The sequence below is a fragment of the Lactobacillus sp. ESL0677 genome (assembly GCF_029392875.1).
Lineage (GTDB): Bacteria > Bacillota > Bacilli > Lactobacillales > Lactobacillaceae > Lactobacillus.
Genome location: NZ_CP113946.1, coordinates 749,678 through 766,149, shown reverse-complemented (window position 1 = coordinate 766,149; position 16,472 = coordinate 749,678). Strand labels below are relative to the sequence as shown.

Sequence of the window (16,472 nt, the reverse complement as noted above, 5' to 3'; positions counted from 1 at the left end):
ATAATTTTTCTCATAGACTTAATGTTACATCAATTTGTTCTTCAAATTAACCTGTAATCATCCGATCAATAATCACACCTTCCTTTTTAGTGATTGATCAAATTACAACTTAATTGACGGAGAATAATTTTTTGGAAAATATATTATCAGTTAAACACTTAAAAAAGATTTATCAAAACGGACAACAGTCGTTTGACGCACTTGTTGACGTTTCTTTCACAATTGCTAAAGGCGAAATTGTTTCGCTCTTAGGACCTAATGGTGCTGGCAAAACCACCACCGTATCAATTATTGGCGGCTATTTAATTCCTACTTCTGGGCAGATATTTATTAATGGCCAAGAAATTACTACTGCAAAAAGACGACCACGAATGGGCGTTTCTTTTGGTGGCGAATTGGGCTTTTATCGCAACGCAACTGCTAGACAAAACCTGGCTTTCTTTGCCGATTTAGCCAAGATCTCCTATCGCCAGCAAAAAGATGAAATTAAACGCGTTCTAGAAATTGTAGACTTAGCGAATGTGGCTGACAAAAAGGCAGGAACATTTTCAAAAGGGATGACCCAGAGATTACATATCGCCCGAGCACTTTTAGGTCAACCTAATTTACTCTTACTTGATGAACCAACAAGTGGGCTTGATGTTGAAATTGCTAAGAGCATTCGTGACACAATTAAATATTTGGCAAATAGCGGGATTAGTATTTTACTAACTAGCCATACAATGAGCGAGGTTGAGACCTTGGCTGACCACATTGTTTTACTTGGCGGTGGTAAAGTCTTTGCCACTGGCAGTGTTAACGATATTGTTAACTTGTCAAAAGTCAGTCACATTGACAGACCAGCAACACTAGAGGAATCTTACTTAGCCTTAGCACCACAGTTAAGGAGGAAGTAACATGCGTTTTATTCGTTTATTCCTCTTTCACGCTAAAGATTATCTGTCTGACCAATACTTTGTTTGGTTGACAATTACCAGTACTACCGCGATTTTTTTAATGCAGTACACCATTGCCTACGCCAATCACAACTTGGATAATTCCATGTTATGGTTGCAAAGTGGTATTTTTGGAATGTGGTCATCATGTACAACAGTCGCTGGCTGCATCAGTTTTGAAAAATATAAGGGAACACTACCTTATTTATTGAATAATCAATTCGATGAGCGTGCATCCCTAATCACACTCCTATTACCCGCTTCTGCCTACGGTCTGTGTGCCTTTCCACTCAGCTTTTTATTAGCCAAAATACTTGGCGTTGCTACCGGCAATGTTAATTTGCAACTAATCTTGATTATTTTTCTATTATGGCTTGGCGCGGCTATCATGGGAATGCTAATTGCTTCATTTTTAACACTAACAGCCGATGCAATGGTCTACGAAACATTAATCGGAACACCAATCCTTCTGTTAGCCGGCTTATTTGGCAATAGCAAAATTCTAGAACCCATAACTAATTTTTCACAATGGCTAATTCCAATTACCGCACCAATTGCAACATTGACTAGACAAGTTACTTTCAACTGGTTGTCGTACGGCGTTAGTCTAGGTCTATGGCTGCTTTTAATTAATGTTGTTGTCAGAAAAGTCAACTTTTTGGCTAGAAAGAAAGGAGCTCTGAAGATTCTCTAATGATTGCTACCCAATTTTCTTCACTATCTTTCTTAAATAACTGGCGTACAAAATTAGTTTACTTTTTCTTAACGCCGTTAATCGACCTCTTATTGCTAGTCTTAATTACAACGCAATATACGGGAAGGTTTAATTGGAGTGTTGGCATTGCATCGATTGCAATAGATGCTGCACGACTATCCTTGCAAACAATGAATGAGCTACTGGTTAAAGATGCAAATTTGTGCATCGATTTTGAAATGATTACTAAACGTCCCTTTAGTCCGCGCTATTGGCTCAGTAAAGCAATCGTAGCCTTGATCGTTGGCTATTTACTAGCAATAATTAACCTCTTTCTTGCCTTCTGCTTTGGTGCACCGTTAACGATTATCGCTCGTGCCTTAACACTATTACCATTGCTTTGCACTAATGGCATTATTTTAGGCTTTACTGCTTGGACAATTTCGTGGCAGATGAATGACCCATATTTTGCTCAAAATCTGTTTAGTTCCTTAATTGAGCTTGTCTCCGGCATTTTGGTAATTATTACAGCTTACCCAGCTTGGCTTGCGAAAATTGCTGTGCTATTTCCCTTTTACGGGCCAGTTAACTTAATTAAAACTGGTCAAGGTAACCTCACAGCAAGTTATTTCACAATTATTATTTGGTTGTTTATCGGCTTAATTGCCTATCTCATTCAGCTTAAACAAATTCGGCAAACTAAAGGACACCGGTACTAACAATGATTCGACATGCAAAAATAACAGACAGTGCAGCTATTCAGAAAATAAATTGCGACCAGCTTGGATATAACTATCCGCTAATTAAGACGAAAACCAACATGCAACACTTGCTCGCTGATCCCCACCATTTAATTTTGGTGGCAGAAGATGCTCACACAGGTAAAATCACAGGCTATGTTCACGCGGAACTTTATCAAGAAACTTACCTTGACCCCATGCTCAACATTATGGCGTTAGCCGTAAATAGTGCTGCACAGCACCGCGGCATCGGCACCGCACTAATGACCACAATTGAAGAATATGCCAAAGAAAAGCAAATTACAGCAATTCGCTTAAACTCAAGTACTAGTCGAACTAGCGCACATCAATTTTATGCTAAAATCGGTTATTCATTTGATAAAACCCAAAAACGCTTTTCAAAAAAATTACCAAGTAAGCTCAATTGAAAATAGTCTGCCATTTAAATATGCGCTAAAGGTATAAAACAAATAAGGATTGATTTTTATGCTAGAAAAAATTATCAAGAATCCTTTTCTCGCATAAAATGATAATAATGCCTGAAACTAGGCAAATCCAATAATCAAAAAAGGTCTTTGACTAAAAGCTGTGTTGCACAGCAATTAGCAAAGGCCTTTTTTTAATTAAGCAAATTTTATGAATACTTTTATTGACAACTAATTAAGCAAGCAGGATTGCATCATCTTTTAACTCTGAACCAACGTGCTTTTGGAATAGTTCCATCAGCTTGGGCACTGTCATCTTTTTCTTTTCTTCTCCAGCAAGATTTAATGCCACGCGACCCTGATGAAGCATGATAAGCCGATTGCCATAGCGAATAGCATCTTCCATATTATGCGTAACCATGAATGCCGTTAACTTTTGCTTACTGATTAATTTTTCAGTTAATTGCATTACCGTAATCGAGGTTCGCGGATCAAGAGCAGCCGTATGTTCATCAAGTAAAATTAAATCTGGTCGTTGCAAAGTTGCCATTAATAGCGTAATTGCTTGCCTTTGACCACCAGACAGTAACCCGATTTCGGCATCTAAGCGGTTTTCTAAATTTAAATCAAGTTGGGAAAGTTGCTGCTTGAAAAACTGCCGATCCTGTCTTTTAACACCTGCACGAAAGCCGCGATGTTGCCCGCGCTTCATTGCTAAAGCCAGATTTTCTTCAACTGTTAATCTGACAGCTGTTCCCATCTTAGGATCCTGAAAGACGCGACTAATGTTTTTGGCACGCTTAGTAACGGGTAACTTACTAATATCGGTACCATTTAAAATAATTTGCCCTTCTTGAATGGGTAAAGTTCCCGCAATGCAATTGAGTAACGTTGATTTTCCCGCGCCATTGCTGCCGATAATTGTTACAAAATCGCCGGCTTCTAATTCAAGGTTAACTCCACGCAACACGCGATTTTCATTGACTGTTCCTCGTTCAAAGGTTTGATGTAAATTTTTAATTTTCAGTACTTGAGACATTTTTATTCTCCCCTTTATTTTTGCGCGATAATTTAAAATTAGGCAGTGCCAAACACACAATTAATACTAAAGCTGAAGCGAGTTTAGCATCCGAAGGTTCAACGTTCATTTGGAAAACCAAGGCTAAAATTAAGCGATAAACGATTGCACCAATGACCAATGTCAGCATTCTCCCACCAATTGCTAAATTACGAATTAATACTTCAGCAATAATAATCGAAGCTAGTCCAACAACAAGTGTACCAACTCCAGAATTAAGGTCAGCAAAGCCATTGTTTTGGGCTAACAGTGCGCCTGAAAGAGCAATGCAGCCATTAGAAATCATGTAACCCCAGATTTTCATATTTTGTGTCTTAATGCCGTTAGCAGCACTCATTTCGGGATTATCGCCAGTTGCCCGCATCGCCAAGCCGATTTCAGTTCTAAAAAATATTACTAGCAGTCCAATTACTAATAACGAAATAATTAGCCCCGTAACAATGACAGCGTTGTTGTGAGACAGGCCCAAGTTTTGTGCCATAGTGAAAATAGTTGCCTTGCCCAGAAGCGAAACATTGGCAGCGTTGAGCATTACTCGTGAAGTTATCGAGTATAGACCAGTCATCGTGACAATCCCTGCTAAAAGAGCCGGAATCTTTAGCTTGGTATTTAAAATGCCGGTGACTAGACCAGCAACCATGCCACCGCCAAAAGCAGCAAGTGTTGCTAAAATTGGGTTAACACCGTTAATTAAGCACATTGTGGTAATTGCACCACCTAAAGGAAAACTGCCTTCAGCAGTCATATCTGCTAAGTCAAGAATCCTGAAGGTCAGGTAAACCCCAATTGCCATCAAGGACCAAAGCAATCCTTGCGAAGTTGCCGAAAGAAATAAATCCCAAAAAGTATTCATCATATTTACTTATCCACTTGCCTTTCTATACTATTTAGGTGCCTTAATCGATTTTGGATCAATTCCTAAAGCCTTAGCCATCTTCTTATTGACCACTAACTTTAAATTAGTAGCCTTTTCAACAGGCATATCTTGAGGTTTTGCCTTACCCGACAAAATTTTAGCAGCCATTTTACCCGTTTGTCTTCCTAATGATTCATAATCGATTCCGATTGAGGCAAGACCACCATTTTTAACCTGCTCAGTTGCACCAGCTACTAACGGGATTTTCTTTTCCTTCACGACTTTACCAATCAGTGAAGCTGCAGAAGCAAAAGTATTATCAGTTGGAACATATATTCCTTGAACTTTATCAGCTAAAGTTTCTGTTACTTGTTGCACATCGTTAGTTGTATTAGCTGTTTTAACTATGACCTTGACCCCAGCCTTCTTTAATGCGGCAATTGCTAAATCGGCTTGGATTTTTGAATTGGCCTCGCCAGCATTGTACATAATACCGATTGTCTTTGCTTTAGGAACAATTGACAATAATAATTTGATTTGCTTATCAATTGAAACCATATCGGTAGTCCCCGTGACATTTTTACCAGGTTTTTCATTTGAATTGACTAACTTAGCAGCTTTTAAGTCAGTTACAGCCGTAACAACAATTGGTATATTTTGCGTTGTATTAGCTAAGCTTTGGGCAGCTGGTGTGGCAATTCCCAGTACGAGATCAGATTTTTCATTAACCAATTTGTCACTCATACTCTTTAAATTATCTTGACTATTTTGCGCGTTTTGATAATCAATTTTTAAATTTTTACCTTCAACGTAACCGCCGTCCTTTAGGCCTTCCTTAAAGCCCTTGTATGCTTCATCAAGTGATGGGTGTTGAACAACTTGTAAAACGCCAACATGTTTAACTGTTGCGCTTTTACCAGTCTTATTACTGCTGCAACCACCTAAAAGTAATAAACTTACCAAACTAATTCCAGCAATTATTTTTTTAATATGCATTATTTTTCCTCCATAATATTTAAAAATATTTTAATAAAAAATACCCACTTAATTCCTAAGTGGGTATTTAAAAAATTCATTTTAAATTTAATGTTGCAATTAGCCACTTAGAAATCATGTGACTAATTGCAATCAAACTGCTTTAGCCATCATAGATAGATTCAAACTTGCGTTCCGCTTGAATCCAACTAGATGAATCCAAACGCTATCTAAAGAAGCTAAAGTAGCTACGAGTATTCAAATGTAATTTTAGACAATTTCTACTAATCATCAGAATTACCTCCAACTCTCAATGAAAAAATTATAAGATGTTTTTTAAAATAAGTCAACAACAAATGGAAATGATTTTGTTACTTTAAATTATTATAGTTTTGCTTGCAGCCTTGATGATAGATAATTAGTGCTATTAAAAATAGAACCGTCCCAGTGATAGCTAACACGCCCCATGCAACTCCAATATCAAAGTGATCAAAAATATAACCATTGATGGCTAAAATAACTACATAAACCGCAGCTTCTAGTGCATTATTAACCGAAATAATTGTTGCCCTGCTTGTCTCTGTGCTAATTTTTAATTGCAAAATAGTATCTTGAGCAATTAACCTAATATCATAAAATGCAATATGTAACAGGAAAAACAGAATGGAAAGATAGTATAAGCTGGTCAATGTAATTGATAAAATAATCATCACCGCTGCCAAAAAAGCAACAAAGATAATTATTGTAAATTGACTGATTTTTCTTTTATTTAATTTTTTATAAACAAAAGATGCCAAGATACCAACTAGATTGATTGCCACCAGTATAAAGCCGGTATTGATTTTGTGCCCACGCTGAAAATATAGCTGCCACTGGGTATAGGGACTATAAGTAATAAAATCTATTGGCAAAAATAGCAAAATCAGTTTAAAGGTGTCCGCTTCATTTTTTACCACACTTTTAACATCTGTTATCAAATTAAGTCTTTTCAGGTCTGCGCTAGTTTCAGTAATATTTTTATTATCATATTTAAGTATGAAAGTTAGTATCAGGGCTGTCATTATCAGAAGCAAAGGACCAGCAACTAATGGATATGCTAATTAACGTTGCCTAACCAATTGGCACCTATAAAGCCAACTATCATACTTATTGGCGTTGCTAATATTCGATAATTTGAATAGATATCGCCAAGTTCAGCCGCTTTATTTTCCTTTTTAGCCTTATTTGCAATCCACGATGTCATCGTCCCAGATTGCAGAGAATCACCTAAGGCTGTTAAAATCCCACTGGCAACAAGGATTGTAATATTTGAAAACGGCACAGTCAGTATAATTAAACCAATTGCTCTGATAATTGCACTAAATTGAATTGTATGCAAATAGCCAAAATGATCTGCCGTATAACCTGATGGGATTTCTGCAACAAAAGTTATTATCCAAAAGAGTGCCAAATACAAATTAATTTGGCCATATGAATAGCCAACCTGATGCATGAACAAATAGATGGTGCCACTCCAAATCGGAACCCCACTATTGTATAAAATATTTATTAATTAATAGATGTTCTTATATTTTTTCATTTTTTGATCTTTGAAACTTTTAACTAGGATATATAGGTTGAGCAAATATAAAGCCTTGTTTTTATTGCTTTTAAATTAAATTATTAATTTAAATAGTTTGAATAATTTCAGCTACATTTAATAATTATAGCATATAGTTTATAGCGGAAATTCAATCAAAAAACGGCACTTAACTACTACATTAAATACCGTTTTTACATGATTAAATCTTTGCTTTATTCTAATATTGATTACTAACAATCATAAGTAGCTACTTTTTTAAATCACCAAAACTAACTAATTGAATATCATTATCCTGAATCCATCCCTTAAGGGTATTAGAGCATAAAGTTGCTAAATCTTTAGTTCGTGCCAATGTAAGTCCAGAATGTTGCAGTACATATTGGTCAACATATCCAGGATGAAAATGAAATTCTGTTATTAAGCCATTATCATGGTTTTTAATCACTCCAAAGCGATCTGAAATAAAGTCCGAAACTCCTACTCCCCGATTTAACAAATTCATATAATCAGGATCCAATCTTAAAACAGACTCTACTTGCCAATATTTTTCAGAACTAGATTGAACAAAGTGACCTTGATATGGAACTTCGCCATAATGCAGCTGATACTTATTTGCCAATGCTATCAATGCTCCAATTGAATTATCATCCATTGCCGAATGAGGTTCAATATGGGAAGGATAAAAGCCAAATACTTGCCGAAACTTTTGTATTTGAGCTTCAGTTTCGGTATAAACATCCTTATAGGAAAAAATTGCTTCATGTGTTTTAAATTTTGCTGAGCCAATAAAACTACCATCAGGATTAACCAAATTAGGAATTTCTGCTGGATCTGAAACCGGTGAACCTGTAGTCAAATTTACATGAAGACCAACATAAAGACCTGGAGCTTGTTTTAGTAATGACACGGCGTGTGGCACAGCTTCCTGATTAATCATTATTGAAGTTGAAGAAACAATTCCTTCATTGTATGCCTTAATTGCACCATAGTTAAAAGCCTCCGACATACCAAAATCATCAGCATTGATAATAACTTTTTTTACCATAAAATCACCTTTTTCTTTATTTAACGTTGAAAGAACAAACTACTATAACTAATAATCCCATCTTCTAAAGTAGACAAACTGTCTACATTAATCTTCAAATTATTAATCACATTAAAAATCATTTTTAACTTTTGAAAATCACCATTAATCGCTAATGAAATTGCAACTGTAAAATCAATATTTTTACTTTTAGTTTTATTACAGACCTTATAAACCGTAATATTTTCTTTAGTAGACTTGAAATTTAAATACAAACACAAATTATTGCGCAAATATATTTTAAAATGATTTTGCAATAACTCTGGTTCATTCAAAATTTCATATTCGTTATTTGTAAGTGATTTTAGAGAAATATTTGGTAATTTCTTACTATACTGAAAATCCTCAATAAAAATTTTATTAAGTGAATTAAGATAGTTAACTTCATCTAAAGTTTCATCAATATAATATAGCGGTGAAGGTGTATTAGGAATTGCTAAATTTTTCCCATATTGCGAGCACAAATACAAATCATATTGTGAGTTATTGGTTGAATCTAACTCATATAACATTTTTGTCGTTATTTTCTCTATATGATTAGAAAAATGAGAGAGAAGTGTTATTTTTAGATGTTGCGTAGCTAGGCGACCATCAATAGCAATAATGGCTATTCGCAACTTTTGTGGATCTAATGAAATTCTCTCTATCATCATTACAAATACTTCCAAAATTAATTCTTGTTCTTTGGAAGAAAATTCGTAATGATATTTTTCGTAAAAATCAACAAATATTTTTTGCAAAAAGAAACGTAAAACTTGATAATTCTGATTATTATTTAAGTCTTGATATCGCAAGTCTATCCCATCAGATACCTCTAATAATATTTTCAAGCTAATTGGAATCATTATTTTTAACAAGTCTCGCAAATTATCATAATCATCAAAAACATTAATGCACAAGTATTCAGATATTTCAGTCAAAATGTAATTACGATTTCTTTCTGCAATATCTACCAAGCACCCATAATTTTCTTTTGTACAGTCAGCCATTCGATATAAGTCAGTGCTTAAAATTGCAATATAAGTTAGAAATTCAATGATTTCTGGAGAAAAATCAAAGCCGTTGAATTTACTTTTTAACTTATCTACTAATTCAAAAACCACTTGATATTCCTCAGTTTGACGATAACAAAACTTCAAATTAGGTAAATTTAAAGAATTACTTTGAGTATTACGAAAGTACAACAAGTAAATTATAAAACGTTCTGCATCAATATCAGAAAAGACAACACGATAATTTTTTATCGTTCGAAAAAGCGTTAATCTTATCTGCCTCTTTTCTGTTACTGAACATAAAAAGCAATTATTATAAGATTTGATACCAAAGTTAATTGCAACATTTTTATCAAAATATCGATACATTCTAACAGTTAGCATAATCTTTCGAAAATTAGCACCAATAATTTTCATTCCATAATGAGAACGCGAATTTAATTTTAGATTATACTTATTTAGAATTTCTTTAACCCGCTTAATTTCTTTAGAAATATTAAGCGATACTGCAAGTTCTTGCTTCAATTGAGAAATTGTAATGTAGTTCTCAGTTGATAATAAGCGTCGCAAAATATAATTTACACGTCTATCAAAATAAGTTTCTACATAATTAGTTGGATGGATTTCCAAATATTCTTTAATAGCCAAGCGATCGTCTGGCTGATCAAACATCAATCTATAACCACGTGAAGGCTTAGAAATCAGCTCTATTTCTGTGCCTGCTAGTTCTTGACGCAACAATTTAATATCATGTTTAACTGTTCTGACCGAGATTGCTAACATCTTACTAATTTCATTACTAGTAACATAATTTTCTGTTCGAAATAATAATAAAAATAAGCTTGTTAAGCGTGAATTTGCATTTAAAAATGATAGTTTTGTTGTTAGTTTCATAGTTTTTCTTTAATTATTCTAAATACGTATCTCGCATTTTTTGAATCTCATCTCGTGAAATATGCAATTCATTCAAAGCATAATCTGCAATAGAATCATACTTCGTAAGAATTTCATTAATCGATGCCTCTAGAAATTTAGATTGTGTATCAATAAATGAGTATAAATAATCTAAAACAAAAGGATCACTTGTTAATTTACGATAACCTACCATTTTTATGCGATTACGTTCCTGACGATTCTGACCAGTAATTAAATAGTCTTCTAAAATATCTTCAGTATCCACACCTAAAACGCCTAGAACTAGCATGACACCATAACCAGTCCTATCTTTACCACCTCGACAATGTTGATCAATTGCTGCATAGGTAGAATTAGCGATTACTTTAAGCATTGTACCATAGGACTGTTGCGCTTTAGGATTAGTTACAAATGCACGATACTCGTCCACAACCACCTTACTATGGTCAGTCAGGGTTCCTTTTTTTCTTTGCTGAATAATTTCATTAATTAAATTAATATCTTCATTTTCTTTTGACGATTGCATTTGAGCAGATAATTCTGCCGCATCAGAAGAAGGATCTAACTGATATGTCTTAACTTGAGAAGTTATACTTTTATTAGGATATTTTCTAACTTCACTATTGCTACGGTAATCGATAATTGTTCCAATATTCAACTGACGTAAATATTCTAAGCCCTCTGAAGTTGCATTATAAATTTGATCAGAACGGTAAAGTCTTCCCCATTTGACAGATCTGCCGTCATTAGTCAAATAACCACCTAAATCACGAAAATTATTCATTCCATCTACTGGAAGTGTCCTTTCAGCAATAATATAACTTTGATTTATAGTATCAACTCTAAAATATGGTCGCTTATTTTCTAGATCAAGCTTAATTTCAAATTCAGGCCCATTTTGTGTTCCAAGTATTTTAGGATTATTATCATCTGGAGTTTCTAATAAGAAAACTGTAACCTGTTCTTTAGAAGTAGCTGTTAAATTTTTAAAGTGGAAATGACCTTTTTGTTTTTGAACGACAGTATACTTTTTATTATTCATTATATTTAAGCACCAATAATTCCTAAAACAGATAAGATAACCGAAATTACCATAATTGAAATGATAATCAAAGGTGCATGCTTACCATTTGTTTTCTTTAAAATAAAGTAAACACCAATAGTTACTAACAAACTAAATAAACCTGGAAGTATTTTATCAAACATACTTTGCAAAGATATCACGTCTTTACCAGCTGTAATTTTAGCAACAACTTTTACTTTAACGACTGTCGCAATTAATGCACCAACTACCATCAAACCAACAACATTTGCCATATTAGCTACACGTTGCAATACATTTCCTTGGGAACCATTGATTAAATCCATTCCCTTTGAATAACCCCATTGGATTCCATAATACTTAGTTGTTATGTTTACAATGTTATAAAGTAAAAACATTAAGATTGGGCCCAGAATATTTCCGGTTAGACCAAGTGAAGCACCAATACTTCCACAAATTGGTAACCAGGTAAACTTAAGAATACTGTCTCCCAAACCAGCTAACGGTCCCATTAATCCTGTTTTAATACTAGTTACTGTTTCTTTTTCATCTTCACTTGTTGTTTCTTCAACAGCAGCTGTAATCCCTAAAATTAGTGCATCGGAATTAACATGGCTATTAAAAAATTCCAGGTGACGTTTCATTGCTTTAACCCGTAATTCTTTTGGTTTATCACCGTAAAGTTTCTTTAGTATAGGAACCATACAGTATAAGAAGCCTGGGGCTTGCATTGATTGATAGTTGGCAGTGATATTTAAAGTTTGAACATGCCAAAATACTTTATTTAGGTCTTTTTTAGTAATTTTGTGTTCGTCACTCATAGGTCATACTCCTCTTCTTCTGAATCTGATTCTGTAGTTGCTTTTTGATTGGATTCTTCTTTTTGAGAAGCCATATCAAACAAAACAGCAATTGGTAAAGAAATTAATGTGATTGCTAAAATTGAAAGTTTTAAATAAACAGCAAGAGCAAAGCCAGCAATTAAGAAAGCCCATAAGTTGTCTTTTTTAACCATCATTAGCATCAATAAGCCGATTCCAACTGCAGGTATAATTGAACCTGCAACTGTTAATCCGGTCATTATTGGTTTAGGAAGAGCCGCAACAATCTTTGTAATCGCACCTGCACCTGCATAAATAGCAATGAAAGTTGGAATTGCACGAACCAAAAACAAACAGATCATAGGAATGTATTGCAAATGAGATACTCTTGAAAAGTCCCCAGATTCAGCTATCCTGTCAGCATAAGGATTAATTGCAACCATTGCGGAACGATAAAGAACCAATAACTGTTGTGCTAATAATGAAGTTGGAATTGCTAAAGCAACTGCTGTGGCCGTTCCACCCGACATAATTCCTAATGCAGTCCCAATAGCTGTTCCTGAAATCATATCTGGAGCGGCGTAAGCACCGACATTACCTACACCCATCCACATAACTTCTAGAGTTGAACCTATTAATAAAGATGTTCTTAAATCACCCATAATTATTCCCACCATTGGTGCAACCATCAGCGGGCGGCGTAACATTTGGGTTGTCTCATCATCAACAGCACAAATTCCTGCCCATAACGCAACTAAAAGTGCTTGAATCATTTGATAACCTCCTCTAAATCAATCTTTTCGTCATTTGGAACCATTTGAATTGTAATCTTTACTCCTTTAGCAATTAATTGCTTAAAAGCTTCCTTTTCGTCTGGCGTTACTGCGACTGCTTTAGTTATCTTTTCTCTCCCTGGCTGATAACGCATGCCACCAACATTTAATTCTTTAACTGGTATTCCAGCATCAACAGCAGTAAGTACATCTTCACTAGTAGTAAAGATCAACATAGTTCGTCTAGTAATTTTATTTGTTTTAATAATCTGGCCAAATTTTTTAATTGGAAATGTTTGTACCTTAATTCCAGCTGGTGCTGCCATCTTTAAAATATTTTTTTGCGTTTGATCATTAGCAACTTTATCATTTAAAACAATTATTTGTTCTATATTGTATGTATTTGACCAAGTTGTCACTACCTGACCATGAATTAAACGATCATCAATTCGACTAAAGACTATACTCATCTTCATCATCCTCCTGTAAATCTTGATAAGTTCTAATGGTCATCCCGTTAGAATAAGTTTTTAAAATTATTGCTTTTAATGATTGCAAATCTTTATCTCTGTTCATTAAAACTTCTAATAAAACTGGTAAATTTAAACCTGATGCTAACAGAACATTATCATCTGTTAGTAATGTACTCGCTAGATTAGTTGGTGTGCCACCAACAATATCAGTTAAAATAAGCAGTCCTTTATCAGTATCCAAGGTTTTAATCTTTTCCAATACTTGTTTTTTTAGTTCATCAACATTATCAACTAAAAAAACGCTCTGCTCAGCACAATTTGTCTGCTTTCCTACTATTAACTCCGCACTTTCTAATGCAGCTTTACCAAAGTTACCATGTGTCATAATGAATAGTGCAACTTGCTTTTCCATTCGCATCATCTTCCTTTAAAAATAAATATTAAATTAAGCATTTGCTTAGAAATCAGTTTATTATATCTAGCAAGCGCTTTCTACCATTACTTTTGCACCATTAATAGTGCATTAAAGCTATATAATATTAAAAATATTATAAATAAAAATAGATAGAGCTATTTACTCTACCTACTTTATTATCCTAATTAATCAATTATTTCTTAATAGACTGGGCTGCAACAAGACCAGCAATTCTTCCTGAATTCCACGCAAATGCATTACTTAATCCTTCTATTGTTGGATAAGAAGAATCAAAAAGACCACCTGCATTGTTTCCAACTACATATACGCCTGGAATAACTTTTCTATTACTAGTCAATGCTTGGAAGCTTTCATTGACCAAGGCGCCACCAACAGTACCGAGTGTCGTAGAATTAGAACGAATTGCATAAAATGGGCCTTGTTCAACAGCAACATCCATAAATTTACTGTCTTTATAAAAATCAGTATCTTCACCCTTTTTAACTAATTGATTATATCTAGTTACACTATTTTTCAGAGTAGCTGGCTCAACATCAATCTTTTTGGCTAACTCAACAAGATCTGACGCCTTAACCCCTACTCCTTCAGTAATAGCTTCCTGCAAATCACTGTCAATTTGTGGGAATGGACCAACTTGATACGTCATTTTCTGACCATCAAGTAGTCTAAATGTTCTTTCAAATGAATCAGTCCAATCGAGTGAATGCAACTTTAAATAGTCAACTAACTTCTGATCAAGTAAAAAGTAATAACAACCGCCTGCTTGATAAACTGTATCACCCCAAAGAGCAAAGTCATAAACAATGTCCTCATTAGTAAATCTCTTGCCTTCGGCATCAATCCATAAACTAGGTAAATTTGTCAATGTAAAGATCGTATTGTTATGCCACTTAGGATTATTCTCTGAATATACAGTAGCTGCATGGTTTTCAAAAATTCTCTTATAATTATTAACACCACCAACTTCCTTAAGCATGCGTAAACCATCGCCAACAGCCTTACGCTCGCCCATTGAATACATTTTTTGACTATCAATCTTAGCATATTGCTTAACTTCGGCATCATTACCAACAAAACCGCCGTCAGCCAAAATAACTGCTTTAGTATTTAAAATTTCTTCTTTATTATTCTTAACAATTTTAATTCCAATAATCCTGCCATCTTGCTGAATCAATTCTTGCCCACTAGTATTTGTCATGAGAATGCCACCAGACTTGATGAAATTGTCAATAATCCTCTTAAAGCCATTAAACTTGTCAATAAATTGATGGTAAGTTCTAGGATGTTCTTGATGCACTTCCTGAGTATTCGTAACTAACTCACTATCAAGGCCATTTTCTTTCATCCAGTCAATCGTAGATGCTGATTCTCTTAAAATTGCTTTAACCATACGAGCATTAGATGAATGGTGCGTATAATTCATGATTTCATTATATGCATCTTTAATAGTATATTCCTCACCGCGTTTAAGCTGTTCCTTACTACCAACTGCAAATAGGCCTTGTGCTCCAAACATTCCAGCACCACCATATTTTTCACCCTTTTCTAGTAAAGCAACCTTAGCACCGCTTTGAGCAGCACTTAAAGCACTACTAATCCCTGAGGCACCTGCACCAACTACAACAATATCAAAATCCATAATTATCCTCCTCGTGTTTTTATTCACGTATTTATTTTATGCGCTTTATTTATTACTGAAGAATTGATTGAGTACCTACAGCGAATAGGTTATACTTTACGCAAAGAAGATTTTTGTATGTATAATCACGAAATAGATACTTTTATTGAAGTCGCCCAAACCAGTAGTTTTTCACAAGCTGCCAAAAACTTATATATCTCAAAAGCTGCTGTTGCACAACAAATTAATAATCTTGAAAACAGGCTTGGCTTAAAATTGTTTAGCAGAACTTCTCATGGTGTTCGTTTAACTGAAGCAGGCAAAGTATTTTTAGCCGAAGCTCACAAAATTGTTCAGCTGTGTACTAGTATTGAGAAAAAATTAGCAGCTTTTCATCTCCAAATAGTAGTAGGCTCAGGATATCTGAATAAGCAAAAGCTTTTAAAAGCAATTAGCAATACTATTTTTTCTTCAGACACAAAATTAGTTTTCAAAGAAGTTCTAGATTATAATCACATACCTAATAATATTGATTTACTTGAAATGCTCTATAGTAAAGAACCGATTGAAAAGCAAGGATTTTCCTTTTTAAAAGTTACATCAGTACCTTATGTACTAACTATTCCTGCTCAAGATTCATTAAAGTCTAACGAAGTAATCACCCTTAAAGACTTAAATCATAAAACTGTTGCAATTCCCGCTTCAAATGTAACCAATGACATGCAATTATTCAAAAATCTAATAATGCAGTCTAAATATGATATTTCCTTAAAAACCTACATGATTTTAGATCGAGCACAAATCAATAAATGTCAATTTAATAATTATTATTTATTAGTACCTAAATCAATTGCTGATCTATGTGCACCTTACATTAAGAAAAATATTGACTGGCCAATGAAAGCTAGCTATGGTTTTTATATTCGTAGAGAAAATTCATCACTTTACAATAAAATTAAAAAATATCTAAAAAGTAAACAATAAAAAAGAACGATGTTGAGAAATACATCGTTCTTTTGATAGAAATAAATTT

General features: G+C 34.2%; 18 protein-coding genes. 5 read left to right on the top strand and 13 right to left on the bottom strand.

Annotated elements, in window-relative coordinates; translation table 11 throughout:
* The first annotated feature begins 131 nt into the window (after window positions 1–131).
* Genes OZX76_RS03670 through OZX76_RS03655 form a run of 4 tightly spaced genes read left to right on the top strand, consistent with a single transcriptional unit; the run spans window position 132 to window position 2,797 of the window.
* Complete coding sequence (locus OZX76_RS03670; protein WP_277181054.1) at window positions 132–896, top strand: ABC transporter ATP-binding protein; 765 nt, start codon at window positions 132–134, stop codon at window positions 894–896.
* A gap of 1 nt (window position 897) precedes the next feature.
* Entirely contained in the window at window positions 898–1,629 is a 732-nt protein-coding gene (locus tag OZX76_RS03665; protein ID WP_277181052.1) for an ABC transporter permease, read from the top strand.
* Window positions 1,629–2,348 (top strand): antibiotic transporter permease, encoded by a 720-nt coding sequence (locus OZX76_RS03660; RefSeq protein WP_277181050.1) that lies wholly within the window; start codon window positions 1,629–1,631, stop codon window positions 2,346–2,348. The genes OZX76_RS03665 and OZX76_RS03660 overlap by 1 nt, the downstream gene beginning before the upstream one ends.
* Window positions 2,349–2,350: 2 nt before the next feature.
* Window positions 2,351–2,797, top strand: coding sequence for a GNAT family N-acetyltransferase (locus tag OZX76_RS03655; protein WP_277181048.1), 447 nt, complete (start codon window positions 2,351–2,353; stop codon window positions 2,795–2,797).
* Between the two features lie 232 nt (window positions 2,798–3,029).
* On the opposite strand, the gene OZX76_RS03650 is transcribed toward OZX76_RS03655, so the two are convergent.
* From OZX76_RS03650 to OZX76_RS03590, 13 genes are all read right to left on the bottom strand, one after another.
* Complete coding sequence (locus OZX76_RS03650; protein ID WP_277181046.1) at window positions 3,030–3,833, bottom strand: ABC transporter ATP-binding protein; 804 nt, start codon at window positions 3,831–3,833, stop codon at window positions 3,030–3,032.
* Window positions 3,811–4,728, bottom strand: coding sequence for an ABC transporter permease (locus OZX76_RS03645; RefSeq protein ID WP_277181044.1), 918 nt, complete (start codon window positions 4,726–4,728; stop codon window positions 3,811–3,813). The genes OZX76_RS03650 and OZX76_RS03645 overlap by 23 nt, the downstream gene beginning before the upstream one ends.
* A gap of 27 nt (window positions 4,729–4,755) precedes the next feature.
* Complete coding sequence (locus tag OZX76_RS03640; RefSeq protein WP_277181043.1) at window positions 4,756–5,724, bottom strand: ABC transporter substrate-binding protein; 969 nt, start codon at window positions 5,722–5,724, stop codon at window positions 4,756–4,758.
* A gap of 350 nt (window positions 5,725–6,074) precedes the next feature.
* Window positions 6,075–6,680: a permease gene (locus OZX76_RS03635; RefSeq protein WP_277181040.1), complete on the bottom strand. Its 606-nt coding sequence runs from the start codon at window positions 6,678–6,680 to the stop codon at window positions 6,075–6,077.
* A 119-nt stretch (window positions 6,681–6,799) separates the two neighbouring features.
* On the bottom strand, window positions 6,800–7,195 hold the full coding sequence (locus OZX76_RS03630) for an MFS transporter (RefSeq protein WP_277181487.1): 396 nt from the start codon (window positions 7,193–7,195) through the stop codon (window positions 6,800–6,802).
* 337 nt (window positions 7,196–7,532) lie between these two features.
* The gene (locus tag OZX76_RS03625; protein WP_277181038.1) at window positions 7,533–8,330 is read right to left on the bottom strand and encodes a ChbG/HpnK family deacetylase; all 798 of its coding nucleotides are present in this window, start codon (window positions 8,328–8,330) and stop codon (window positions 7,533–7,535) included.
* Window positions 8,331–8,350: 20 nt separating this feature from the next.
* The gene (locus OZX76_RS03620) at window positions 8,351–10,255 is read right to left on the bottom strand and encodes an HTH domain-containing protein (protein ID WP_277181036.1); all 1,905 of its coding nucleotides are present in this window, start codon (window positions 10,253–10,255) and stop codon (window positions 8,351–8,353) included.
* 13 nt (window positions 10,256–10,268) lie between these two features.
* A complete protein-coding gene (locus OZX76_RS03615) occupies window positions 10,269–11,318 on the bottom strand; it encodes a tyrosine-protein phosphatase (RefSeq protein ID WP_277181034.1) in 1,050 nt (349 codons plus the stop codon).
* Window positions 11,319–11,323: 5 nt separating this feature from the next.
* On the bottom strand, window positions 11,324–12,139 hold the full coding sequence (locus OZX76_RS03610) for a PTS system mannose/fructose/sorbose family transporter subunit IID (protein WP_277181032.1): 816 nt from the start codon (window positions 12,137–12,139) through the stop codon (window positions 11,324–11,326).
* Complete coding sequence (locus OZX76_RS03605; protein ID WP_277181030.1) at window positions 12,136–12,912, bottom strand: PTS sugar transporter subunit IIC; 777 nt, start codon at window positions 12,910–12,912, stop codon at window positions 12,136–12,138. The genes OZX76_RS03610 and OZX76_RS03605 overlap by 4 nt, the downstream gene beginning before the upstream one ends.
* On the bottom strand, window positions 12,909–13,382 hold the full coding sequence (locus tag OZX76_RS03600; protein ID WP_277181028.1) for a PTS sugar transporter subunit IIB: 474 nt from the start codon (window positions 13,380–13,382) through the stop codon (window positions 12,909–12,911). Before OZX76_RS03600 ends, OZX76_RS03605 begins: the two co-directional genes overlap by 4 nt.
* Window positions 13,366–13,797 carry a PTS sugar transporter subunit IIA gene (locus OZX76_RS03595; RefSeq protein WP_277181026.1) on the bottom strand — a complete coding sequence of 144 codons (432 nt, stop codon included), beginning with the start codon at window positions 13,795–13,797 and terminating at the stop codon, window positions 13,366–13,368. Before OZX76_RS03595 ends, OZX76_RS03600 begins: the two co-directional genes overlap by 17 nt.
* Window positions 13,798–13,993: 196 nt before the next feature.
* Complete coding sequence (locus tag OZX76_RS03590; protein ID WP_277181024.1) at window positions 13,994–15,460, bottom strand: FAD-dependent oxidoreductase; 1,467 nt, start codon at window positions 15,458–15,460, stop codon at window positions 13,994–13,996.
* A 117-nt stretch (window positions 15,461–15,577) separates the two neighbouring features.
* Between OZX76_RS03590 and OZX76_RS03585 the strand changes: the two genes are divergently transcribed.
* Window positions 15,578–16,423: a LysR family transcriptional regulator gene (locus tag OZX76_RS03585; protein ID WP_277181022.1), complete on the top strand. Its 846-nt coding sequence runs from the start codon at window positions 15,578–15,580 to the stop codon at window positions 16,421–16,423.
* The last annotated feature ends 49 nt before the right edge of the window (window positions 16,424–16,472 follow it).